Here is a 24,539-nt window from a genome sequence, read left to right as displayed (position 1 = left end):
TAATGTGGGGATGTCGTAACGCGCTTGGTAGCGCTTTTTGTTCCTCTCTGCTCCTTGGTCGCATCAGTGCTGCGCTACCTGTTGGCCGCGTTATGCCGCCGGCTATACTGCCGAAACCGTTCCGATGTGCACAGGTGACGTGCCTTCCGCCACGAGGGCATCGGTTATTGCCTTTACCTGCTTCTCAGGGACAGCAAATACGAGTCCGATTCCCAGGTTGAACGTGCGGCGCATATCTGACTCCGGCACATTCCCGGTCTCCTGAATGAGATCAAAGATTGCAGGACGCGTCCATGCACCGTAGTCCACCTGCGCCTCGAATCCGTCCGGAATAATCCGTGCAAGGTTGCCCGGCAGGCCTCCGCCTGTCACGTGTGCGATGCCGTGTACCGAACCGGCCTCGCGCGCTGCACGGATGGCGCCAAGGTACGACCGGTGCACGGATAGCAGCGTCTCGCCTACTGTATCACCGCCGAGCGCATCGACCGGCTCGTCGATAGCGAACGCCTCGAAGAGCACATGTCGTGCCAGGGAGAACCCGTTGGTATGGAGGCCGGTCGAGGGCAGCCCGAGCAGCACATCTCCAGCCCGCACCTCCGACCCGTCGATGATCGCTGATTTGTCGACCATGCCCACAATCGTTCCGGCCAGGTCGAAGTCGTCCGCCGCGTACACATCGGGCATTTCTGCGATCTCGCCGCCGATGAGCGCGCAGCCATTCTCCTTGCACGCTGTGGCGAATCCTCCGATCAGCGCCTCGGCCCGGTCCGGATGCAGCTCGCCGGTGGCATAGTAGTCCAGGAAGAAGAGCGGCTCGGCCCCACAGGAGGCGATATCGTTGACACAGTGGTTCACGAGGTCCTGCCCGACCGTGTCAAAACGCCCTGCGCGCCTGGCGACAAGCACTTTCGTGCCCACGCCGTCGATCGAGGAAACGAACACAGGCCGGTCGTACCCGGAAAGGTCGGGCTCGAAGAACGCTCCGAAAGCGCCAATGTCGGCGAGTACGCCGGATGTGAAGGTCTCGCGCACGGCAGACTTGATGCGATCGACGCTTTCGTCTGCCGCATCGATATCGACACCGGCGTCTTTGTAGGTGGCCATGGTTCAGCAAGCGGATAAGTTAGGGAATGCCCGAAAAGAAACCTGGGGTAGCAACGCTGCGGCTACCCAAGTTCCTCGATCACCGCATCAATACGGCGCAGCGCTGTTTCGCGCCCCATAAGTACCACCAGGTCAAAGATGCCGGGCCCGTACGTACGGCCTGTAATGGCCAAACGCACCGGGTGGATGACCTTACCCAGCCCTACGTCATGAGCATCGGCCACGGTGCGCATGCCCTGCTCTACGGCATCGCGGTCAAACGCCGGGGCCTGCTCGTACGCTTCCGCCAGATCGCGCAGAAGGGCCGCAGAGGTCTCTGACCACCGTTTCTCTACGCATGCCTCGTTGTACGAATCCGGATCCTCAAAGAAGTAGCGATGCTCGGTCATCACCTCACTGATCTTTGAAACGCGGTCTTGCACCAGCCCGGCAATGGCAACGATGCGCTCGCGTGTGATGGGGAGGCGCTCCTCGGCAATGTGTTCACGCAAGCGATCAGCGAACACCTCAATGTCCATGTCGCGCAGGTACTGCTCGTTGTACCAGTTGAGCTTGTCCAGGTCGAACTGCACCCCGCTCACCCCCACGCGGTCGAGCGAGAACGCCTCAATAAGCTCCTCCATCGAAAAGATCTCCTGCTCCGTACCCGGATTCCATCCCAGGAGCGCCAGGAAGTTAAGCAGCGCTTCTGGCTCGTAGCCGGCTTCGCGGTAGTCGGTCACGAAAACGGGGATGCCCAGCTCGTTGCTGTCGCGCTTCGAGAGCTTACCGCCTTCAGGACTCATGATGAGCGGTAGATGCGCAAACGTGGGGGGCGTCCAGTCAAATGCATTGTAAAGCAGCACATGCTTGGGCGTAGATGGGAGCCACTCTTCGCCCCGAATCACGTGCGAGATGCGCATGTGGTGGTCATCCACCACGTTGGCAAGATGGTACGTCGGGAGTCCGTCGGACTTCAGCAGTACCTGGTCGTCAAGTCCGCCCGTCTCAAAGGTAACCGTGCCCCGCACCTCGTCCTCAAAGCGCACGGTTTCATTGCCCGGAATCTTCAGCCGCACAACATGAGGGGCGCCCTCATCCAGCAGCTGCTGCACCTCGTCTTCACTCAGCGAAAGCGAGTTGCGCATCTCCATGCGTGTGCTGGCGTTGTAGGCCGGCGAAGGGTTCTCGTCGGAGGCGTGGCGCTCGCGCATCGCTTCGATTTCTTCTTCTGTGTCGAAAGCATAATACGCGTCGCCGCTGTCAATCAACTTCTGCGCGAAGCGCTGGTAGAGGCCCGAGCGCTGCGACTGGTAGTAGGGCTGATGCGGACCGCCCGTACCCGGCCCCTCATCGTACTCCAACCCCGACCATGCCAGCGCACGCATCAGGTCTTGCTCGGCCTCCTCCACGTAGCGCGACTGGTCGGTATCCTCAATACGCAGAATAAAATCGCCGTCGTGTTTACGAGCGAACAGGTAGTTGTACAACGCTGTGCGCAGCCCGCCGATGTGCAGACGTCCGGTAGGACTCGGAGCAAACCGCACACGAACCGGGGCAGAAGCAGAATCAGCCATAAAGAAGGAGGAGCTATCTTGAATGGAACAGAAAACGAGGAACAGTCGATAAAGCAAACGCTTCGTTCGAGAGCATCGGTGGTGGTAGCCCTCGGCCAACCGGGCAGTTCCGTATCTCCTGTGCAATTGCCGGGCAATGCAACGGAGCCTCACAAACGGAGCCTGCAGAATGCCGAGGCAGCACTCCTGCTCCTCCCACCCCGTACGCTGTAGAAGTATGACCCGAAGGTCTTCAGCGTGAGCTGCACGAACACGCGAGCTGCATGACCACAGGTGGCACACTGTTTCTTTCATTCCGTACTTGTTCTATCGCCTCTGATGCGTACCCCCCCGCTTCTACTCGCCGTGCTCCTAATGGGTACGGCCCTGTTTGGCGCATGCCAAACACTTGCGCCTGCGCCATCGTCCACCGATCGCCCGGTTGCCACCTACGACGGGGGCACGATCACCTACGAAGCGCTACACGCCGCCTGGAATCGCCAGCATACCGGCACCGCCGTCGCCGACACGACGCAAGAGCTGCTTACGTTTCTGGACCAGTATCTTAACTACCGGCTGAAGGTTCATGAAGCGCGTCAGGTGGGATACGATGCGCAGCCCGCTGTGCAGCAGGAGATTCGCGACTACGTGCAGGAGCGGGCCCGCCCGGCGTTTCTGGAGGCGCACGTTACCGCTCCGCTACTCGACACGCTCTATCAGCGCCAGCAACAGGAAGTTCGCACGCGCCACATTCTCATCCGGGTCGACGAGAACGCTCCGCCCGAAGACACCCTGGCGGCGTACAACCAGATCCATGCGCTCCGCGACTCCGTACAGGCGGGCTCCGACTTTGCAGCGCTTGCCCGTACCGCCTCCGATGACCCGTCTGTCCAGCAGCGCGGCCAGCGCGGCTTTGAGGGCGATCTGGGCTACCTGAGCGCCGGCCAGCTGGTAGATTCGTACGAAGACGCCATGTATCGCCATCCGGTTGATGCGCCTCCCGCAGTGGTACGCTCCCCCTTCGGATACCACCTTATCGACGTGCTCGACCGGCAGTCCCGCATGCCACGCACGCGTATCGCTTACCTGCACATCCGCCCCGACGACGACACGCCGGCAGCTCGCGAGGCCGCCCGGGCCCGCATCGATTCGCTTGCGGCCGCTCTTCCCCCCGACAGCACCGCCTTTGCTGAGGCCGCCCGCCTCTACTCTGATGACGCTCGCACGGCCGAGAATGGCGGCGAGCTGGGCTGGCTATCCATTCAGCAGTACGTGCCGGCTCCGTTCCGCAATGCCGTTCGCGCTCTCGACACCGATGGGGCCATCTCAGAGGTCGTTGTGCTGGACACCGGCTTCTACCTGATTCAGCGCCGCGCCGCCGAGCCGCTTCCGTCGTTTGAAGAGGCTGAGCCTGAGCTCCGTACTCAGCTCGAAAATATGCCCCGCACCGAGGAGCGCCGCCAGACCCTGGTGGATACGCTGCGCGCCGCCCGGTCGGTTACGGTAGACACTGCGGCGGTGCGTACTGCGCTTGGCGCCGAATGGACCGACCGCGCGTCGTCGATGCTTCAGACTACGCCCGACTCAACGGTGCTGGCTGCCGTGCAGCCCCCCGCCTCATCAGCTGCCGGCATGCAGAGCCCCGATACCCTTCGGCACGAGGGGCTACACCGCTACCTGCGCAGTCATACGGACCTGCGCACGGCTTCGGTGGGCGAGGCGGTAGATCACTGGATCGATGATACCGTGCTCAACCAGGCCGCCATCGCCTGGGCCGCGTCGCAGCCCGACTTGCGCCAGGAAATCGAACTGTTTACCGACGGACTGCTCGTGTTTGAGCTTATGCAAGACTCGGTCTGGACTGCACCGGACGACGTTGCACCGGAGGCTACGCCAGCAGCGCTTGCCCCCGACCGGTACGAACAGGCGTATGTCCAACGTTTACGCGACCGGCATGCGGCTGAATTGTATCCGCAGCGCCTACGCGAGCAACGCGCTTCCACTCCGTAACTTTCGTTTCTGTTAGCTGAACGCGTACCCTATGTTGTACCTGCTGCGCATCCCTCTAACCCTGCTATGTGCCAGTTTGCTGCTTACCGCATGCGGAAGTGAGCCCCCTGAGGATTCTTATGCGGCTCGCGTGGGCGACGCGTACCTGACCGAACAAGAGCTCTCGGATGCGCTGCAGTCGGTGGCTGTAGATGGCGACACCGTGGAGGCGCGCCGCCAGATTATCGAGCAGTGGGTCACGCGTACGCTACTGCTGGACGAGGCCGAGCGGCTCAACCTGGAGAGCGAGCCGGACGTGCAGGCCCAGCTTGAGGAGCAGCGGCGGTCGGTGCTTATCAACGCGCTTACAAACCGCATCTACGAGAACGCGGAGATGGACCCCGACCGCGACGACGTTGCACGCTACTTTGAACGCCATCGTGAGCAGATGCGCCTGCGCGAGCCCTACGTGCAGTTGCGCCACCTGCGACTGGATGACGACGAAACGGCCTCTGAGGCTGCGGCGACGCTTCGCGAAACTCCGGACGCCTGGGGAGCTGTCTGTGAGCGCGATGTTCGCAACGCCGAGCAGGCCTGCCGAGTGGGCAACCTGTTCTTTCCGATACGGCAGCGCATGACCGAAGCGCCTTTCTTGCGCGAGCGTGTGGCTGCCATGGATGCTGGCGACGTGGATGTAACGCGCAGTGAAGACACGTACCACGTGTTGCACTTGGTCGAACGCATAGAAGCCGGTCAGGAGCCGGAGCTGGAGTGGGTGGCTCCCGAGATTGAGCGCCGCCTGCGCACGCAGTCGCGGAAACAGATGTATGAACGTGAGGTTCAACGCCTGCGTAACGAAGCCGAGGCGCGCAACGCGCTCGACGTACGCTCACGTCCGTCTGATGCGTCTGTCCTCAACGAACGCTCTCGCCCTATCGAAGGATCTGACGAGTCTTCCCCTAACGAGTAGCCCTATCCGGAGTGCACCTGCCGGGCACGCGCCGAACGCCTGCCACAGATGCTCGTACTATTTTGCCCGTATGCTTCGAACACGGTATTTTAGCTTACCCCTTTGGCTCAGCGCTTCGTTCAGCGCTCTCGGCCTGTCGGTGCCTCAATCCTCGTAGCACCGGCCCGGTACACCTTCTGTATTCTTTCTTTCTGGTTTTGACGCCTGCTCATGATGATCCGTTCGCTTTCTGCTTTTTTCCTTCTTGCGTGCGTTACCGCCGCAGGCCTTGTGCATGGATCGCACGCCCAAACCCCGTCTGACAACCGCGAGATCGTTGACCGCGTGGTCGCCGTTGTCGAGTCAGACGTTATCCTGAAGTCAGACGTCGACCAGATGGTCGCGAGCATGCAGCAGCAGCGTCAGCAGCGCGGCGAAGCCTCTTCCGAAATGTGGAGCGAGGGGCTGAACCAGCTCATCAACCAGCGCGTGATGGCGGAGATTGCACGGCGGGATACGAACATCACGATTCCCGACGAGCAGGTAGATGCACAGCTTGAGCGCCAGATCCAGCAGATGGCCGCTCAGGCCGGCGGCGAGGATGCACTTGCCGAGATGTACGGGCAGACGCCTGCCGAAATGCGTGAGAGCTTTCGTGACGAGTTTCGCGACCAGATGCTTGCCGACCAGGTGCGCCGCCAGCGCGTAAACCGGGTACGCATCACGCCTTCGGAGATCGAGGAGTGGTTCAACCAGATTCCTGAAGAGGAGCTTCCTATCCTTCCCGCATCGGTCCGCATCTCTCACATCGTGCGCTACCCGGAGCCAACCGAGGAAGCCCGTGCGGAGGCAGAAGAAATCATCACAGCGATTCGTGACTCTGTCGTTGCGGGCGGCGCCTCTTTCGAAGAGATGGCCGAGCAGTTCTCGGAAGACCCTGGCTCTGCCCAGCGGGGCGGGCGGATCGATAACATCAGCCTGGACGGATTTGTGCCTGAGTTTGCGGCGGTCGCGGCACGCATTCCTGAAGGCGAGGTCTCGGAGCCGTTCTACAACCCGACGCACACCGGCTACCATATCTTGCGCGTGAACGAACGCCGCGGCAACACTGTCGACCTTAACCACATCCTGATTCGCGTAGACCGCCGCTCAGCCGATGAGTCGCAGACCATCGAGTTTCTGAACACGGTACGCGACTCGATTCTGCACCACGGCCAGCCGTTTGAGCGCATGGCCAGCCGGCACTCCCAGGAGACCCGAAGCGCCGACATGGGCGGACGCGTGGTTGATCCGCGCACCGGCACGCGCGACCTGGCTATCGAGCAGTTGGGGCCCTCCTGGCAGCGCAGCCTGCGCGGACTTGAGGAGGGTGAGATCAGCGAACCCAATCGCGTGCGTCTGCTCGACGGCGACCGGGCGTTCCACATTGTAAAGCTACATCGCCGCGTACCCGAGCACCGCGTGAACCTGGAGATGGACTACGAGCGCATCCGTCAGTTTGCATTGCAGGAGAAGCAGGCCCGGGTGCTTGAGGAATGGCTACAGGAGAAACGGGAGGAGTTCTACATCAACATTCTGGTAGACGACCCTGAAGCGCTTATGGCCTCGCAGTAATGGTTTCAAGGCACACGCCTGGCTGCCACCGCTTGCTCACGAGCAGGAAGAGGCCAGCAGCCCGGTCGATGTCTTCCCCCATCTGCCCCGCGTCTTGTTCGCCTACCTTCAACCCGCTGTATGCCTTCTCCCGAACCCTCCTCCGTCCCCTCGACGTCCTCGTCTTCTGAAGTAGACGGCGCTGCCGTTGCCGCTGTAAGCGACGCCTATGACGCGCTGCACAGCGAAATCAGTCGTGTCATTGTTGGCCAGGATCGCATCATCACGCAGGTATGCGTCTGCCTCTTTGCACGCGGCCACACTCTGCTCGTCGGTGTACCGGGGCTCGCAAAGACCCTACTTGTGCGCACGCTGTCTCGCGCACTGAACCTGTCGTTTAGCCGCATCCAGTTCACCCCCGACCTGATGCCGAGCGACATTACCGGCACGGACATCATTCAGGAGACGGCCGACGGACAGCGCCATTTCGAGTTTGTGGAGGGGCCCATCTTCGCCAACATTGTGCTTGCCGACGAGATCAACCGCACCCCGCCCAAAACGCAAGCTGCGCTGCTCGAAGCAATGCAAGAACGCCACGTAACGGCCGGCGGGAAAACCCGTCTGCTCGAAGCGCCGTTCTTCGTACTCGCTACCCAGAACCCCATCGAGCAAGAGGGAACCTATCCCCTCCCCGAAGCTCAACTCGATCGCTTTATGTTCAACCTGTGGCTCGACTACCCTTCGTTCGACGAAGAGGTCGACGTGGTGCGTGCCACTACAGCAGACGCTCTTCCCGAAGCACGCGCCGTACTCAGCGCCGAGGAGGTCCTGCGTCACCAGCAGGTTGTGCGTCAGCTCCCCGTAACGGACCATCTTATTGAGTACGCTGTCGACCTGGTGGCTCGCACCCGTCCAGACAGCGATCGCGCCCCCTCGTACGTAAACGACTACCTGCAGTATGGCGCCGGGCCGCGTGCCTCGCAGTACCTGATCCTCGGTGCGAAAACGCTGGCTGCCTTTGACGGGCGCGCCACCCCGCTCGAAGAAGACGTGCGCCGCATCGCACTGCCCGTACTTCGGCATCGCATTGTGACTAACTTCAATGCGGAGGCGGATGGCGTGTCGACCCAGGATGTCATTCAGCGCTTGCTGGAGGCGTAAAGACGTTGCTCATTTAGTCTTCTGTACTATCAATGCCTACTTCCCCCGACCCCGACCGCTACCTACAGCTCACACTCACCCGCCGCGAGTCCTTCACTGAAGACATTGCGGTACTGCATGTGGAGGCTCCCGAACCTGTGGAGTTTACCCCCGGACAGTACGCGACGGTTGGTCTCACTGTCGATGACCTGCCGCGTCCGCTTCTGCGTCCCTATTCGGTGATCGGCACGCCCAACGACACGCACCTTGAGTTCTACCTCGAACGCGTCGACGACGGACGCCTTACCCCCCTCCTCTGGGATCTTGAGCCAGGCGCTTCGCTCTGGATGCGTCGCAAGGTAGTAGGCCGGTTCGTGTTGGATACCGACGTGACCCATCATGTGATGGCTGCTACCGTGACGGGTGTGGGTCCTTACGTTAGCATCTTGCGCACCTGGCTCAGCAGATCCGAACCTGAGCGGCGCGACGACCGCTTTCTGGTGATCCATGGCGGCAGCTATGCCCGTGAGCTGGGGCGCTACCAAGAAGAGCTTACAGAGTACGCCGCGACCCACAGTGCCATCGACTACGTACCCACCGTGAGCCGTCCGCACGAGAATCCGGACTGGGTGGGTGAGCGGGGGCGGGTTGAAGATGTGCTTCGCAAGCACTGGGACGCTGCCGGATTTCCGCTCGACGACACCGCGCTGTACACCTGCGGGCACCCGCAGATGATCGACAAGGCCCAAGCCATCGGCCAGCGGGCCGCTCTTCCTGACGAGCGCATCCACGAAGAGAAGTATTTTGTAGAGCGGCGCACTACGGCGTAGATGGTGTAGGTGGTTCTTTATCTCTCCGCACCGAGGTACGGCCCAACGGGTTCAATGCCGCTGGTTCGACGAAGGAGTGTTCTTTCCCGATCGAGTCGACGGGAGCTCATCGGTACCAGACCTGAGTTGGTTTTCTCCCTTCGCACTGCATATACATTTGCAGCTACGCGCCCCTGGCGCTTTGCTCTGTAGCACGCTGATAGGCAGGCTGTTGCTCTATGTGTGCCCGCATCTCAAGATAGAGTGGAGCAGCCACACGGTTTGGAAGCAGCGACCACAGGTAACGCACAACAGCAGCGGTCCATATCCGAGTTGCTGCTTTGTACCGCCCTTTCTCCCATTCACATGCCGCTGCATGAAGCCGAATAGACGTAGGCTTCCGGCACTCTGCAAAAAGCAATGCCTCCTTAAGGCGCCTGTTGTCCGCGCATTTGCCCCGCGCAATTCTCCGCCATCGCCAGAGCAGTTTCTCGTACTGCCGATCCATCTGCTGGATGTCTGAGGTCACTTGGCTCTCGTGCACCCGGTACCGCGATAACGTTGCCGGCAACCGGTGGATCGGCGCCTCAAGCGCCATCTGGATGTATAGATCGACATCCTTCAGGCCATCTGATAGAAGTGCGGTGTCGTTAAATCCATCTGTTCGTGCAAATACCGACTGTCGTATCAGCATGCACGAAGGAATCATACCGCAGTGTGTAAGTATTGCGTTGAGCGGTGTCTCGGCTGCGTCGTCAGGCAGAACACGTACTCCGAAGCGAGTAGGCACGTAGCGACGGTGCCAGCCGTTCTTGAAATGACCAGGCAGCGGCTGTCCGCTCTTGTCAACGACTTCGAAGCGCCAGTGCACCACACCGACCTGTGGACGGGCATCAAGGTACGCCACCGCACGTTCGACTGCTTGCGGCATAAGCGTATCGTCAGCATCCAAAAAGAGCAGGTAGTCAAATGCATCGGCGACCTGTGCAGCGGTGCGGTTGTTCGCGACGGCCTGCCCCTTGTTGGTCTGGTGCACCGCATGCCGGCGTGGGTCGCTATCGGCACAAGCATCAAGAATAGCCGCGGTTTGATCGGTACTCCCGTCGTTTACGAGTATATGCTGCCAATCTGTGAACGTCTGATCATCGACCGACGCGATGGCCTCCTCAACAAATGCTTCTGCATTGTAGCAAGGCGTTATGATGCCGACGGAAGCAGGACTTATATCTTCCTCGATATGGTTACTTGAAGCAACGCTGTATTTAGTAGAAGTAGGCATCTGGTCTCTTTGGATTTGACGTCCAACACTATTTGCTTATGTGACTTGCCTTAACACCGTCTTACTTTTTCTTTGAGCATTTCATCAAGCACGCTGCCACTGCTTCGTGAGCGCACGCATCCACGTGCGGGTTTCGTGCGCCGTTGCGCGCAGGTAGCCCGTTGCCTTGCGAGCCACTCGCTTTACCCGACCATTGAATAGACCGGTATGGTAGTCGTGTGGCGCTGCATCAACAGACTGAAAGGGATGTGTACCTGGCACGAGCATCTCCATGGTCTCAACACAAAACACAGGCTTTCCGCTCCATTTCGCAATCTGGCGTGCTTGGTGCAGACTGCTTTCTATGAACAACTGGTACCGGTTTTTTGACCGATACACTTCCGCCTTGTATGCTCCGTGGCGCCGATCCGCGTCGCGTGCGGCTGCGTCAGATTGCATCATTGTAAGCTGCTCGTACTCTACGCCGTGATCTGCGAGCCACTGCTCGGTCTCTGCCCGATATTTCTCCAGTCTACATGTTACAATACGGGCCACCCTTTTTGTGGGCAGCAGGTACGGAGCGGCCTCCTTGAGAAACTGGCGGTACGCCGGTCCGTCATCATCCTGATGCGGGTCGGGATCGCGGCAGAGCACGCCATCCATGTCCAGGCAACCATGCTCTACGCCCCAGGAGTGCATGATATTCCACTCGAAGAGATAAGGCATGTGGAGCTCAGTGCACTGCACGTCGAGCTCAATATCAGCCTTTGGGTCACTGTAGATCGCCCCGACGAGTATATTATGCCGGTCTTGAAGTGGTGCAATTTGTTTGTATACCTCGCGCATTGCACGTCCTGTCGACACGCAATCGTCGAGAACAAGGATTTTACACCTCCCCTGCCGCAACTCTTTTTCAGTGAGGCCCTGTCCTCCACGTGGTCCGGAGGACAGCAACCGTCCTTCCAAGAGCCCCTGCAGATCAGTAAGTGGCAGATTGCGATACAGCGCCACCATATTCGCAGGAAGCATTCCACTTCGGGGCACCCCCACGATTAGATCAAGGTCGCGCGGTAGGGTGGCGCTCCATGAGCGCACGTCATTAGAAAGATGAGCAATGCTTCGGTAGTTCATAAATAGCTATGCAATAAGGTGACGTGGGAGAGAAACCGCAGTTTAGTAGTGAGAAACAGTCACAGGCACATTGCTCCTTCATTCTCGTCTGTCGGATGTAGTCGGTAGACTTCTATCACGACGAAGCAAACACCGAGCGGACAAGGTGCCCTCCCATTTTTCGCAACTCAAAAAGACTCGGACGGCTGGTCGCAACGTTCAGTCCGCGCCGAAGCGAAAGGGGCAAGCGGTGCGCCCATGCGCGGGCAGCGGCGATCTTCGGGACGTGGGTGAAGAGCACGTCGCCCCATCGTTCGGCAATACGCGCTGGCGTAAACGCCTCGGCGCGGCGCCGGCCGTGTTCAACCATTGCACGATAGCGCTCTGGATCTGCACGAAGCGCGTCGACAGCCTCCATTGCCTCGGAGAGCGTTCGAACTTCGATATAGTCGAGCGGACTCTCATAGAGCTCTTGGAAGGCATACTCCGGCCCGACAATCGCTGGCACACCGGCATGCCACGCATTGATAAGCTTGGAGGCCGGCTTTTCGCATCGCTGTCCACCATCGCCATGCAGCGGCCGGACCGCAAGCATGAGGTCGGCCTGGGCATAGTCGTGCCACCGCGGTACAGCGCCCTGCGTGTGCTTGGAGGCAATCTCGAACGTGAGCCCGCGATCTTCCAGAAACGCATGCCACGCATCCGACCGGAATCGTTTATCGAGACTTCCGAACCCTCCCTTGAAGGTGATATGTTTGATCGTGGTGCCGCGCGCTGCATCGCGCGGGATGATACCCGGCTGCGGCCAGTGCGGAACGAAGAAGCTGCGCTTGCCGTCGGCAAAGCGTCCGTTCTGCACGATCTCAGCGTCGGCCCACGACGACCGAAACTCAATGACATCGGCTCGAACCGTCACGAACGTAAGCGCACGATGCACTTCGTCGTACTGCTGGTTCAATGCCTGAAGGCTCTCCTCTTCAGGAATAAAAACTACGATACCCGTGTCGGGGAGATCTGCGTCAATGCGCACATCGTACCCATGCGCCTGCATATGCAGGTAGGTCTGCAGGATCCAGGCGCGGCGCCGCTCCTGTCCCTCAACGCTCCACGGCTCCGGATCGGTGAGCGACCACGTGTGGCATCGCGCCAGTTCATCGGGATAGGGATAAAAGAAAGTGACCGGGGGGTGTGTCATTTGTAAGTCGCAAAGAGGTATTCAAGGAAACCGCCCCTACTGTAACAGGCGTGTTCGTAGCAGCGTCATCACGATAGCGACGCATTAACCGCTTCTATGATAGCCTGTCATCTTTTATGCGGAGAATGGCGTCTGGAACATCCCGGTGTCTCTTCTGGCGCATATGAATGAGGGACACTTGGCTCTATACACATGTACCGTTCATCTTCCGGACGAACATGCCAAACAGACCTCCTTGCCGTCCCTCCCCGGTCGGGAGGTAAAACTATGGTTGCACACCCGCGCAAGTGTCCGCCCCTCGTCAACCGCCCTACTCCAGGTGCGTAGGCAATGCACTCACCCTCGTTTGTGTCCAGACAAAACGACATGGCATTCCCCCCCGCATCACACAGCTGGCTCCCCTGGTGGGCAAGCGTCGGTACACGTCCGGTGCGCCCTTTCTGGCCGCGTACCCGGTGGCGTCTTGCCAATCCCCCCGCGCATCCCCCTACGCTCTACCTTACCTTCGACGACGGCCCCACCGCTGTTGCTACCAATCCCATTCTCGACCTGCTTGACCGCTATGATGCCCGTGCCACGTTCTTCGTAATTGGGCACCATGTCGAGGCCTTTCCCGGTCGCATGCGCCGCATCGTAGCGGCCGGCCACGCCGTGGGCAATCACACGTTTACCCATGTGGATGCGTGGCGCACTGCATCGTCAACGCTCATCGGCGAGATCGAGCGCACCGCGCAGGCGATCGAAGCGCACACGGGCTGCGCCGCGCCGCTCGTGCGCCCGCCGTACGGCCACCTGACGCCTGCGCTCTGCCGCTGGGCCAAACGCGAAGACGCACACGTTGTGATGTGGGACGTGATGCCGGCCGATTTTCAGCGTGGTGCCTCCCCTACGTCAGTTGCTCGCTTTACGGCGGCGCATGCCCGTCCCGGAAGCATTGTCGTCTTACACGACAACCCGATGACCGAACCCGTTACGCTGGGTGCACTTGATGCTATCCTACGCTGGGGCCATGCTCGTGGCTGGCGCTTTGCGGCGCTTCCTCCTTCATTTGAGTAAGCATAGCGGGGAGACACTGGAGGCTCACAAGCAACCTGTTTGGCGTGTTGTTTAGCGTGCTCTCGCTTTATCTGCGTGTCTTCTACACCTCCCCCGAGAGGCAGCATTCGCGAGGGAATAGCCATCCTTGCAGCGCTCAAATATTCCAGTTCAAGCATTTCTCCACGAAAAGCGCGCAAACCCTGCCTGCATGCAGAAACTAAACGTTACAGGGACGTTATCAAACTACTGATTACTCATCCGATCCGTTACACTATCAGCTATGCGCCATGCCTGACCCTCGTGCGCTAACCAACGACCCCTTCGACGCCCGTGATACGTTTGACACGGGGTCGGGAGAGGCTTATCTATACCGGCTCAGTGCTCTTGAAGATGAAGGATACGAGCTCGACCATCTTCCCGTCTCGATTCGTGTCTTGCTGGAGTCCATGCTCCGCGAATGCGACGGCACGCTCATCACCCAAGATGATGTGCGTCGCTTTGCCCAGTACGACCCGAGCGCGCCCGCCGAAGAAGAGATTCCGTTCGTGCCCTCGCGCGTGCTGTTGCAGGACTTTACCGGCGTGCCCGCTGTGGTCGACCTGGCAGCGCTTCGCTCTGCTATGGAACGCCTGGGGGGCGACCCGAACGAAATCAACCCCCAGGTGCCGGTGCACCTGATCATCGACCACTCCGTGCAGGTTGACCACTTCGGCACCACCGAAGCGATTCAGCTAAACTCCGAGATCGAGTTTAAGCGTAACCGCGAGCGCTACGAGTTTCTGCGCTGGGGCAGCGAAGCATTTGAAAACTTCTCGGTGGTTCCGCCTGCAAGCGGTATCTGCCACCAGGTCAACCTCGAATACGTCGCCCGCGGCGTGTGGACGCGCCCGACCAATACAGGCATCGATCTGGCGTATCCCGACTCGCTCGTCGGTACCGACAGCCATACCACCATGATCAACGGTCTCGGCGTGCTCGGCTGGGGCGTAGGTGGCATTGAAGCCGAGGCGGCCATGCTGGGGCAACCCATCTACATGCTGATGCCTGAAGTGATCGGCGTGAACCTGACCGGTGAGCTGGCAGAAGGCGCTACCGCTACCGACCTCGTGCTTAGAGCAACCGAAATGCTGCGCGAGTACGGCGTCGTTGGCCGTTTCGTGGAGTTCTTTGGGCCAGGCATGCAGACGCTCACCATCCCCGACCGTGCCACCATCGCCAACATGGCGCCGGAGTACGGAGCAACCATGGGCTTCTTCCCCATCGACGATGCCGCACTCGACTACATGCGCCGCACCAACCGTTCGGAAGAACAGGTGCAGCTGGTCGAGCGCTACACGAAGGAGCAGGGGCTCTTCCACACACCGGACACCCCGGCCCCCGAATGCCTCGACGTCTTGGAGCTCGACCTGAGCACCATCACGCCCAGCGTAGCCGGTCCCAAGCGTCCACAAGATCGCATCACGGTACCGGAGCTGCCTGAAGAGTTCAACGAGTCGCTCACCCGCGACGCCGGCCCCATCGGGTTTGGTCTTGACGACGACGCGCTCGACAACACCGGCGCGTATAACGACGGCACCTACGAGCTTGACCTCAAGCACGGCGATACCGTTATCGCAGCCATCACCAGCTGCACGAACACCAGTAATCCATCGGTGATGCTCGGCGCCGGACTCATCGCCAAGAAGGCCGTTGAGAAAGGACTTACAGTGCCTCCTTACGTAAAGACCAGCCTGGCCCCCGGCTCAAAGGTTGTAACTGAGTATCTCGTGGAGGGCAACCTGATGCCATACCTCGACCAGCTCGGGTTCAACACAGTGGGATACGGATGCACCACATGCATAGGAAACTCCGGCCCGCTCCCCGAGGCCGTCGAGGAAGCCATCAAAGACGGCGACCTGATCGTAAGCGGTGTGCTCTCTGGCAACCGCAACTTTGAGGGGCGCATCCACTCGCTCGTGCAGGCGAACTATCTCGCCTCACCGCCGCTTGTCGTTGCGTACGCGCTGGCTGGCACGGTCGACATTGACCTGACCAGCGATCCGATTGGCACCGACAACGCAGGCAACCCGGTCTACCTTGAAGACATCTGGCCCTCCAGTGACGAGATCAAGGCCATGATCGATGAGGTCGTGAAGCCTGAGTTCTACAAGAACGAGTACGAAGGCATTGAAGAATCGAACGAAACGTGGAATAACATCTCGATTCCGGAAGGCTCGGTGTACACGTGGGATGACGAATCCACGTACATCCAGGAGCCGCCGTTCTTCATGGACCTCACCCCTGAGGTACCGCCAATTAAGCCGGTCGAGGGCGCGCGCGTGCTCGTGAAAGCCGGCGACTCGACGACTACCGACCACATCTCGCCTGCAGGGGCCATCCCCGAGGATTATCCCGCTGGTAAGTACCTGAAGGAGCGGGGCGTAAAACCGTATGCGTTTAACTCGTACGGCGCGCGGCGCGGTAACCACGAGGTTATGATGCGCGGTACGTTTGCTAACATCCGTATCAAAAACGAACTGGTACGCGATGAAGACGGCAACGTGGTCGAAGGCGGCTTTACTCGCAACTTTCTGAACGATGGCGAGATCACCACGGTGTTCGACGCGGCCATGGATTACATCGATAACGATGTGCCGCTCGTCGTGCTCGGTGGCAAAGATTACGGTATGGGCTCCAGCCGCGACTGGGCCGCAAAAGGTACCATCTTGCTCGGCGTAGATGCCGTAATCGTGGAAAGCTACGAGCGCATCCACCGCTCGAACCTGATCGGCATGGGCGTGCTGCCGTTGCAGTATAAAGACGGCGATACCGCCGAATCGCTCGGTCTCGATGGCACCGAAACGTTCGACATTCCGCTCGATGACGATCTCGAAGCGGGTCAAGACGTTGAGGTCATCGCTACGAAGGAAGATGGCACGGAAATCCGCTTTACGACGGTGAACCGCTGCGACACGCCTGTAGAGGTAGAGTACTACCGCCACGGCGGTATCCTGCACTACGTGCTGCGCGACTACCTGAGCAACGCGCCCGTTTCTGCGTAACAGTCGACACCCCACGTGTCGCGCGCAGTACATCCGTGTGTACCCCTTCGTACGCGCTTATCTCTATAGACGTAACCACACAAGCGCCCCGTCTCCCCTATAAGGGAGCCGGGGCGCTTTTTTTGTTTGCACCGTACCTTCAAGTTGTTATCTTGCCACATGCGTAGCATGCCGCCTCAGCACGATGCTCGCTTTGGCCGGCACGCCCAAACCGCAAAAGGCTCTCAAAATTATCTTCTAATCGAGACGCCCCCGGTTATGTAGGATTTGCATGAAGCCTCTTGTACATTGTTACTTCTGATAGAAACAAAGCGGCTATTTCTGCACACCGCCGTCAGGGGTGCCTGATTCGCAGCCCATACGGGGCTCCATCCACTGTTAACGTCCCCTAATTATGGACACCCTCTTCGAAGCCATCCTTTTTTACGACGATCTGTCTGAGGAGAAGCGTGCCGCTGTGCGCGACCAGCTGAACGAGCATCCCGAGATGCGGCAGAGCCTCGTCCGGTGGATGCAAGTGCGCACTGCTGTGCGCCAGCAGCTGGAGGCCGACCTGCCCGATCGTCACCTTCTGGTGCTCTACGCCCTCGACCAGGCCGGACTCGGGCACACCCTCGACCCGGGCGAGCGCGAAGCACTCAAGGAAGCCGCTCCTCGCATAGAGTCTGCACGAGATGCGCACCCGGCCCTTCAAGACGTCATCCAGCGCATTCAAGACGAGCAGGTTGCCTTTGAGGAAACGTGGGCAGAGCACGTAACCGAGGTACAAGACGCGCAACCGGCGCATGCCGACCGTAGTGCACGCGCACCCGCCGGGCGCCACACAGAAGACCGCTCCTGGGCCTGGCGCCTTGCCGCCGGCTTTGCGATGCTCTTCATCGCCGTCTCTGTGATCTTCTTTCTGCCCAGTGCCCCCACAACGACTACCGTCGATGTCGCAGAAGGCGAGGTTCGCACCCTCACACTTGCCGACGGCTCTTCCGTGCGCCTGAGCGGCGTCACCCGATTCACCTATCCAGATGAGGTCCCCGAAGGCGACGCCCCCGCATACGTTGTATCCATCCAGACCGGCAAGGCCTTCTTCGAGGTGCCCGAGCACGTCGACCGCTCATTCATCGTTGAAACCCCTACGGCACGTGCCGAAGTCATCGGCACCCAGTTTGGCGTCGACACAGCCCCCCACCATACCGATATCACGCTTGCTGAAGGCGCTCTTCAGATTGGTGCCCCCGCAACCTCTGCCTCCGAGATGATACAGCTCGCCCCCGGTCAGATGTCGCGGGTTGAACGCGACGAGTCCCCCTCGCCCCCCCAGTCTATCGAACTGAATGAGTCGCTGGCATGGACCGGCCTCTTCCTCTTTCGCCAGACCCCGGTCGACGCCCTTGCAGACCAGCTTAGCCGTGCATACGGTGTCTCGGTCACTGCCGATGCGGACCTTGCATCGGAACGCATTACCGGTACGTTTGAACGCGATCAGCCTATTGGCGACATCCTGAACGCGGTGGCCGCCACCCTCGGTGGCGCTGTTGAACAGCCTGCATCCGATACGTACCGTCTCACCCAGGGCTCATAGCCCTTCGCATCCTGCAAAAAACGCCCTGTAACGTTCCTACGTAACATTCCTATTAGCCCGTCGGTTTAGAGGGATGCGGACCCGCCCCGATGCAGTGTGGGTCTGCAGTGCGAGTCGTTTCTCTACCAAGAACAGCAGGTCGCCCAATGGGTACGAGACTACTCGTATGCGTACCGTATCCATTCCATTGGCTGTTTGGCTTTGACTCGCTGGCTTGTTTTCTGGGTTCTGGCTGTGCTGGTTGTGCTGTGCAGCACCATGGCACGTCCTGCTCACGGACAGGCTGCCCTTACGATCGACGAAGGAACGCCTCTCTCCGAGGCATTGAGCACGCTACGCACGCAAACGTCGCTCGACGTTGTCTATGCCGACCGGCTCGTGCAAGACCGCACCACGTCCTGTCGCTACCAGGGAGCAGAGCCGCTTGATGCGCTGCAATGCGTTCTTGACGGCACCGGACTGCAAGCCGAGCGCATCCGTCGCAACCAGTACGTGCTCGTTGTCGAACCGTCTTCCCCGCCTGAAACAGACCCCTATGATAATCGGCGTGTCTCTCTGAGCGGTCGCGTACGCGACGCAGACACCGGCGAAGCGCTGCCAGGCGCTAACGTTGTGATGCGCGACATGCAAGCCGGCACCATAAGCGACCGAAGCGGCTACTTTGTGCTCTCCTCTCTTCCGCCCGGCCCCTACCGCGTGCGGATCTCTTATCTTGGCTATCAGCCCGCCGACACAACACTCACCGCTGGCGGTGGAACAGCACGCATTGCGCTCGCCCCTCGCTCCATCGAATCCGAAGGCATTACCGTGCATGATCGCACAGCCGGTGTAGCCGCACAGGAACCCATGGCCGGGCATGTGGCGCTCGCACTCGACCAGATCGATGCCCTGCCCTCTCTTGGGGAATCCGATCTGCTTACCTCGCTGCAGTGGACCCCCGGCGTGCAGCGGTCGGGCGTTATAAGTGGCGGCCTAAGCGTTCGCGGGGCGCCAACCGACCAGAATCTATACCTGCTCGAAGGTGCGCCAATCTATCATCCCTGGCATGCCTTCAGCCTCATCTCTACCTTCCAGACGGAGACGCTAAAGCGGACAACCCTGTATCGGGGTGCTTTTCCCATCGAACACGGTGGGCGCCTGTCTGCGATTGTGGATGCGCAGCTAAAGGATGGCAACCGGACCGAACCTCGAGCACGCGCTGCAATCAGTGCCTTGAGCGGACGCTTTCAGATTGAAAGTCCGCTCTCGTCGAGCACGTCGTTTATGGTCGCCGGGCGGCAGTCTTATATCGACCGGATTGTCGGACGTGAGCATCCCGTTGAGCAAGGCGGCCGGCGCGATACCATGCGCACCGGGTACGTCTTCTACGACACCAGCGCCAAACTCACCACACACTTCAACGACCGGCATCGCCTCTCCGTTAGCTACTACCACGGGCGCGACGACCTGGACCTGCGCCTCCCGTTTGACCTTTCGCTTGACTTTTCGTCGTGGCTGCGCCCGACCAACCTCTTTTTTGAGGTCGACCAAAACTGGTCTAATCGGATGGTCAGTGCTCAGTATCAGGCGATTCCCGATGACGCTGTTGTTGTAAATCTTACCGGCTACTACTCCGGCTACCGTGCGAACGAGGCCTCCTTCGTGCAGCCCACAACGACAGCCTCTTTGCGCTCTGACTATGCTGTGTCGGTCGATGAATTGGGCCTGCGGGGCGCTGTCGACCTGTATTCGTCGATGGCGCACCAGTGGAAAGCAGGTGCCCATGTGTCGCACCTTGCTTTTTCGAGTAGCCTGAACAGTGAAGTGCAGCGCACGACCACCTCCTCCGACGTAGAGCTGCAGGAAACCAACCGACGCGCAGTGAAGCTGGCCAGTTACGCCCAGCACGCCTGGATGCCGACCCCACGCTGGGAGGTCCAGACGGGGGCACGCCTCAGCTACTTTTCAAGCGGCCAGCACCTGCACCTGCGTCCCCGCATCAACGCGCAATACATCGCCCACCCCGACTGGCTCACCGTGCAAGCCGGATTCAGCGGGCATGTGCAGCCGCTGCACCGCCTGCGCGACCGGTTCTCGCTCGCCTACGACCTTGTGTCTACACGCTGGGTCCCCTCCGACCGGAACGTGCGCCCGGCTGAAGGCTGGCAGGCAACGCTGGGTGCACGCAGCCGTCCAACGACCAGCCTGCGTCTTGAGATGAATACATATGCCCGGTGGACCCGCCACACCCTGATTCCTCGCGATGCGAGCCGGACCAAAGACGGCCTCGAAGGGCCAGGCATTGAACTGGGCGCGCTACTGGGTCAGTACACGACCGCTCGCGAGCGGGCCGCCGGCATCGAGGGCGAACTGCACTGGACATCGGGCCCCTGGCGCCTGCAGCAAAACCTCTCCCTGAGCCGCACGCTAACCCAACCGCTCTCTTCTTCATCCCCCGGCTACCGCCCTGCCGACCTCGACATTCCGTGGTCCATGCGTAGTGCACTCACCTGGAAGCCCGGTCGCTTCGAAGCTACGTTGGCAGGCACGCTGCGCAGCGGATATCCCCTGTCAACCCCCGTAGCCAGCTACCGTGTAGGCGATGTCGATGGATCTGAGCCTATTCGCTTTCTGCACCGTCCATACACCAATAACGACCGCCTGCCCGCATACGGTCGCTTAGACGCCTCGGTCGGATACCAGTTTGATGCGCTGGGCGGTGCCTGGCAGGCACGCATCCACATATATAATCTGTTTAACTACCGCAACGTAGTGGGCCGCACGTACGAATCGTCGGACGGCGGCGTTCTTGCCAATAATCAACGAGGGGTGCCCCTGCTTCCGCTGTTTGAGCTTCAACTTGCGCTGTAATCAATTCACCAACCTATGCCTCTTTCCTCGCCGCAAAACGCAGATGCCGCTGCTGGCCTTTCTTCTTCTGGCCAGTCTGGAGGCACTACGGTGCCCTTTTTGCTCGTCGCTGGGCTGCTCATCGTTGGACTGCTCGTTTCTGGATGCGACATGACTACTCTCGACGAGCCGGTGCCCGTCGTCGTGGAGGCCTTTGTGGAGACCGACCAGCCCCCGCCTCCCGTTCGTGTGCGCGCTGTGCAGTCGCTGCGTAGCAATGCGCCCGACGGCATCTCAGATGCGGAGGTACGCCTCACCATTGGCGGCCGTGCCGTCGCCTACCGGCCCGACGCGAGCGAGGCGGGGCGCTACGTGCCCACCGGTTCCGCAGATACCGTGCGAAGTGGCACTCGCTTCAACCTGGAGGTCTCTCATGCCGACGGCGTTGCGCGTGGACAGGGGCGTACTCCCCCTCGCATCCGTCTCGACAGCGTAGTCACCACCGTTCCTGACGCGCCTGTCGAAGCTGTATCGGTAGACTCTCTGCGGCGCGACTCGCTCGATATTCCAGCGACTACCAACTTTATCTACCCCATCGAGGTTGAGGTGTACTGGACCGCCCCCCCTGCAGACTCGCACTGGGTGCGCACGGCGCTTCGCCCCGAAAACCAGCCGTTTAGCCCGCGCATCGTTGACTTCTTTATTCAGCCCGAGGCCGTCTTTTTAGAGTCAAGCCGTGCTGTGAGCGACTCCAATGCCGTCGTGCGGCGATGGAGCGGCGTCTACGCCATCCCCGTTGAAACATCTACCGATGCACTTCCCACCCATCGCCTGCTCGTACTTGCGGTGCGGGGCGATGCCGACTACGCGTCGTTCACCGCCGAGCGAGACGACCCCGACCGTCGCGAGCCTCCTTCGAACGTAACCGGTGCACTGGGTATCGTGACGGGCGTTGCCGTAGACTCGATTACGGTTGCTATCCCTTAAGACACGCTCTATCTGCCCTATAATCTTAGCACAGCTACCTTCGCAAACCAGGCTGGGTCTACCGGAACGTTTGACGGGCGGTTTGGAGTATGTACATGCTACAGATCTGTATATTCCTGTCGAACCCTCTTAACTCATCTACATCCCGCCCTCTCTGATGCCCACAAACGCCACGGTTACCGCACTTAGTGTACAGAAGAACAACCCGAACCGGGTCTCTGTTTTTCTCGATGGCGATTTTGCGCTGGGCATCCACCAAGACCTGATCGTCAAGTATGACTTGCACACCGGGCGCACCCTTACCCCCGATGAGCAGGCGCAGCTCGAAGCCGACCAGCGCCTTATCGACGCAAAGCAGACTGCGCTGGAGTATCTTGCACACAAGCCGCGGACCGAGGGCGAGGTGCGCACACGCCTGCAACGCGACGACTACGCTCCTGCCCTCATCGACGACACCATCGACCGCCTGCACGAACTCGACTACCTCGACGACGAGGCGTATGCCCGAGAGTATGCGACGAACCGCTTTGCCAACAAATCGTATGGTCACCATCGGATACGGCGTGAGCTCCGAGACCGGGGGGTGGCTGCGCCCTTCATCAACCGTGCACTGAACCAGCTGGAGGCGAACGTTGACTTTCACAGCGCGGCCCGGTCGCTCGCCGAGAAGTACTGGCACCGCGTAGCCGACGAACCGCATCCCCTAAAGCAAGCCCAGAAACTACAAGGCTACCTGGTGCGGCGTGGCTATGCCACCTCAACCGCACGCGCTGCCGTCGACGCCGTTCAGGAAGCCCACAGCACACCGTAAGCCGGTTCTCTAACAGGCCCGAATCTTACGGTCGTGCTCTTGCCGTGCATGTGCTCTTTCGCCCTGACCGACTTTCGGTCACACTCGCCTTTCCTTACCTATGGAGATCTCGTCGACCTCGAAGCGACCCGCTCCCGTATCTACCCCGGGTGATGGCGCGCCGGAACGCACTAACACGTCTTCCGGGGGGGCACCCTCGCCGGGGAATGAATCGCGCCTGCCGACCAGCGATCGTGCCCTGCGCTGGGCCCTCGGTACGCTCTTTGTAGCCGCCGCTGCCGCGACCGTGTGGTACTTTCTGGGACTCTTTATCTACCTGGCTGTGGGCGGAATTATTGCCTACTTCCTGCATCCACTCGTCGACCGGTTTCAGGGGCTGGGGATGCGGCGCGTACCCAGCATCCTGACCGTTTTTGTCGTGGTGCTGGGTGTGCTTGGCTTGCTGCTTACCTTTATTGTCCCCTTCATTACCCAGCAAGTGCGCGATCTCTCGCAGCTTGTTTCCGTTGAGGCCGCGTCGGAGGCGGCGCGCTACCTGGAGATCTGGATCGGACAGTTCGCTGCCATCGAGCCCGGTAGCATCGAGCAGACCGTGCGCGAAACGCTGCAATCCCTGGCCGAGGGCGATCTGGTCGAGGGCGATCGCGTTGCCGAAACGATCGGCTCGATCGTCTCCGTATTTACTAACATTGTCTACGCGGTTGTCATCATCCCGTTTATCACGTTCTTTCTACTGAAAGACGGCGTAGAGCTCAAGCGCAGCATGCTGAAGTGGGTCCCGAACCGCTACTTCGAAATCACCCTTGCCGTAATTGCCAAAGCCGAGGCCAGTCTTGGGCGCTACGCCCGCGCACTGCTCGTTCAGTGTACCAGCGTGGCCGTCGTAGCCTCATCCCTGCTGTGGGTCGTCGGCCTGGAAAATGCGCTCGCCATTGGCATCTTCGTCGGCGTTGCCAACACCATCCCGTACTTCGGACCGTTCTTCGGATTTCTGGTGGGCACCGTTGTGGGTATCGCACAGACGGGCGACCTCTCGCTCGTGCCGGGCGTAGCCGTTGCAATGGCACTCACCCAGCTCTCCGATAATGTCTTCTTTCAGCCGCTGATCTTCTCACGCGCAGCCCAGACCCATCCACTCGTTATTCTATTTGTGGTGCTAATTGGCGCCCAGCTGGCCGGACTCATCGGCATGCTCGTGGCCATCCCGCTTACCACCATCGTGCGGGTCATCGGAGCGCAGATCTTGTGGAGCGTCCGAAACTACCATATTTTTCGCACGACTACGTAGCGCACATCGGATCGCTCATTCATTCGTAGCTTACACGCTTAAGCGTCTTCTTGGCTGTGTTTGTCATGCGGCTGCGGGATGCATGCGCCCCGCCCCCTTGTATACTTTTGCTCACCCGACTTCAACTGGCCTATGGCATCGTCTGCCCTGCAACGCGAACAAACGACGGCACTGACCGAGGCAGTTCAGGCCGTGCGCGCACGCACCAACCTCGCCCCCGAGATGGTGCTGATTCTCGGATCGGGACTCGGCGACCTGGCGCATGAAGCCGACACAGACGCTGTCGT

Annotated in this window: 17 protein-coding genes; 12 read left to right on the top strand and 5 right to left on the bottom strand. The window is 60.2% G+C overall.

Annotation, left to right across the window (positions count from 1 at the left end; translation table 11 throughout):
• Positions 1–102: 102 nt before the first annotated feature.
• Both purM and gltX read right to left on the bottom strand, forming a co-directional pair.
• The gene (purM, locus tag PPP56_RS05310; RefSeq protein WP_353562993.1) at positions 103–1,104 is read right to left on the bottom strand and encodes a phosphoribosylformylglycinamidine cyclo-ligase; all 1,002 of its coding nucleotides are present in this window, start codon (positions 1,102–1,104) and stop codon (positions 103–105) included.
• A 62-nt stretch (positions 1,105–1,166) separates the two neighbouring features.
• Positions 1,167–2,660 carry a glutamate--tRNA ligase gene (gltX, locus tag PPP56_RS05305; protein WP_353562992.1) on the bottom strand — a complete coding sequence of 498 codons (1,494 nt, stop codon included), beginning with the start codon at positions 2,658–2,660 and terminating at the stop codon, positions 1,167–1,169.
• A gap of 318 nt (positions 2,661–2,978) precedes the next feature.
• Between gltX and PPP56_RS05300 the strand changes: the two genes are divergently transcribed.
• The 5 genes from PPP56_RS05300 to PPP56_RS05280 all read left to right on the top strand — a co-directional run bounded on the left by PPP56_RS05300 (position 2,979) and on the right by PPP56_RS05280 (position 9,140).
• Entirely contained in the window at positions 2,979–4,649 is a 1,671-nt protein-coding gene (locus PPP56_RS05300; protein WP_353562991.1) for a peptidylprolyl isomerase, read from the top strand.
• A 31-nt stretch (positions 4,650–4,680) separates the two neighbouring features.
• On the top strand, positions 4,681–5,598 hold the full coding sequence (locus PPP56_RS05295; protein WP_353562990.1) for a peptidyl-prolyl cis-trans isomerase: 918 nt from the start codon (positions 4,681–4,683) through the stop codon (positions 5,596–5,598).
• A gap of 210 nt (positions 5,599–5,808) precedes the next feature.
• On the top strand, positions 5,809–7,191 hold the full coding sequence (locus tag PPP56_RS05290; protein WP_353562989.1) for a peptidylprolyl isomerase: 1,383 nt from the start codon (positions 5,809–5,811) through the stop codon (positions 7,189–7,191).
• Between the two features lie 120 nt (positions 7,192–7,311).
• Positions 7,312–8,331, top strand: a complete 1,020-nt coding sequence (locus PPP56_RS05285; protein ID WP_353562988.1) for an AAA family ATPase — start codon at positions 7,312–7,314, stop codon at positions 8,329–8,331.
• A gap of 32 nt (positions 8,332–8,363) precedes the next feature.
• Positions 8,364–9,140: a ferredoxin reductase domain-containing protein gene (locus PPP56_RS05280; protein ID WP_353562987.1), complete on the top strand. Its 777-nt coding sequence runs from the start codon at positions 8,364–8,366 to the stop codon at positions 9,138–9,140.
• Between the two features lie 163 nt (positions 9,141–9,303).
• On the opposite strand, the gene PPP56_RS05275 is transcribed toward PPP56_RS05280, so the two are convergent.
• The 3 genes from PPP56_RS05275 to PPP56_RS05265 form a co-directional block, all read right to left on the bottom strand.
• Positions 9,304–10,398: a glycosyltransferase gene (locus tag PPP56_RS05275; protein ID WP_353562986.1), complete on the bottom strand. Its 1,095-nt coding sequence runs from the start codon at positions 10,396–10,398 to the stop codon at positions 9,304–9,306.
• Positions 10,399–10,482: 84 nt separating this feature from the next.
• On the bottom strand, positions 10,483–11,508 hold the full coding sequence (locus PPP56_RS05270; RefSeq protein WP_353562985.1) for an orotate phosphoribosyltransferase: 1,026 nt from the start codon (positions 11,506–11,508) through the stop codon (positions 10,483–10,485).
• Positions 11,509–11,623: 115 nt separating this feature from the next.
• Positions 11,624–12,682: a glycosyltransferase gene (locus tag PPP56_RS05265; protein WP_353562984.1), complete on the bottom strand. Its 1,059-nt coding sequence runs from the start codon at positions 12,680–12,682 to the stop codon at positions 11,624–11,626.
• Positions 12,683–13,048: 366 nt separating this feature from the next.
• On the opposite strand from PPP56_RS05265, the gene PPP56_RS05260 reads away from it, so the two are divergent.
• The 7 genes from PPP56_RS05260 (at position 13,049) to PPP56_RS05230 (ending at position 24,252) form a co-directional block, all read left to right on the top strand.
• The gene (locus PPP56_RS05260; protein ID WP_353562983.1) at positions 13,049–13,738 is read left to right on the top strand and encodes a polysaccharide deacetylase family protein; all 690 of its coding nucleotides are present in this window, start codon (positions 13,049–13,051) and stop codon (positions 13,736–13,738) included.
• Positions 13,739–14,007: 269 nt separating this feature from the next.
• Positions 14,008–16,761, top strand: a complete 2,754-nt coding sequence (acnA, locus tag PPP56_RS05255; RefSeq protein WP_353562982.1) for an aconitate hydratase AcnA — start codon at positions 14,008–14,010, stop codon at positions 16,759–16,761.
• 394 nt (positions 16,762–17,155) lie between these two features.
• The gene (locus PPP56_RS05250) at positions 17,156–18,337 is read left to right on the top strand and encodes a FecR family protein (protein WP_353562981.1); all 1,182 of its coding nucleotides are present in this window, start codon (positions 17,156–17,158) and stop codon (positions 18,335–18,337) included.
• A 258-nt stretch (positions 18,338–18,595) separates the two neighbouring features.
• Positions 18,596–21,187: a TonB-dependent receptor domain-containing protein gene (locus tag PPP56_RS05245; RefSeq protein WP_353562980.1), complete on the top strand. Its 2,592-nt coding sequence runs from the start codon at positions 18,596–18,598 to the stop codon at positions 21,185–21,187.
• Positions 21,188–21,202: 15 nt separating this feature from the next.
• Positions 21,203–22,153: a DUF4249 family protein gene (locus PPP56_RS05240; protein ID WP_353562979.1), complete on the top strand. Its 951-nt coding sequence runs from the start codon at positions 21,203–21,205 to the stop codon at positions 22,151–22,153.
• A gap of 157 nt (positions 22,154–22,310) precedes the next feature.
• The gene (locus tag PPP56_RS05235; protein ID WP_353562978.1) at positions 22,311–22,964 is read left to right on the top strand and encodes a regulatory protein RecX; all 654 of its coding nucleotides are present in this window, start codon (positions 22,311–22,313) and stop codon (positions 22,962–22,964) included.
• A 100-nt stretch (positions 22,965–23,064) separates the two neighbouring features.
• Positions 23,065–24,252 carry an AI-2E family transporter gene (locus PPP56_RS05230; protein WP_353562977.1) on the top strand — a complete coding sequence of 396 codons (1,188 nt, stop codon included), beginning with the start codon at positions 23,065–23,067 and terminating at the stop codon, positions 24,250–24,252.
• Positions 24,253–24,539 lie beyond the last annotated feature (287 nt).

Origin of the sequence: Longimonas sp. (genome assembly GCF_040409695.1) — a bacterium.
GTDB lineage: Bacteria > Bacteroidota > Rhodothermia > Rhodothermales > Salinibacteraceae > Longimonas.
This window is presented reverse-complemented; position numbering and strand designations above follow the sequence as displayed.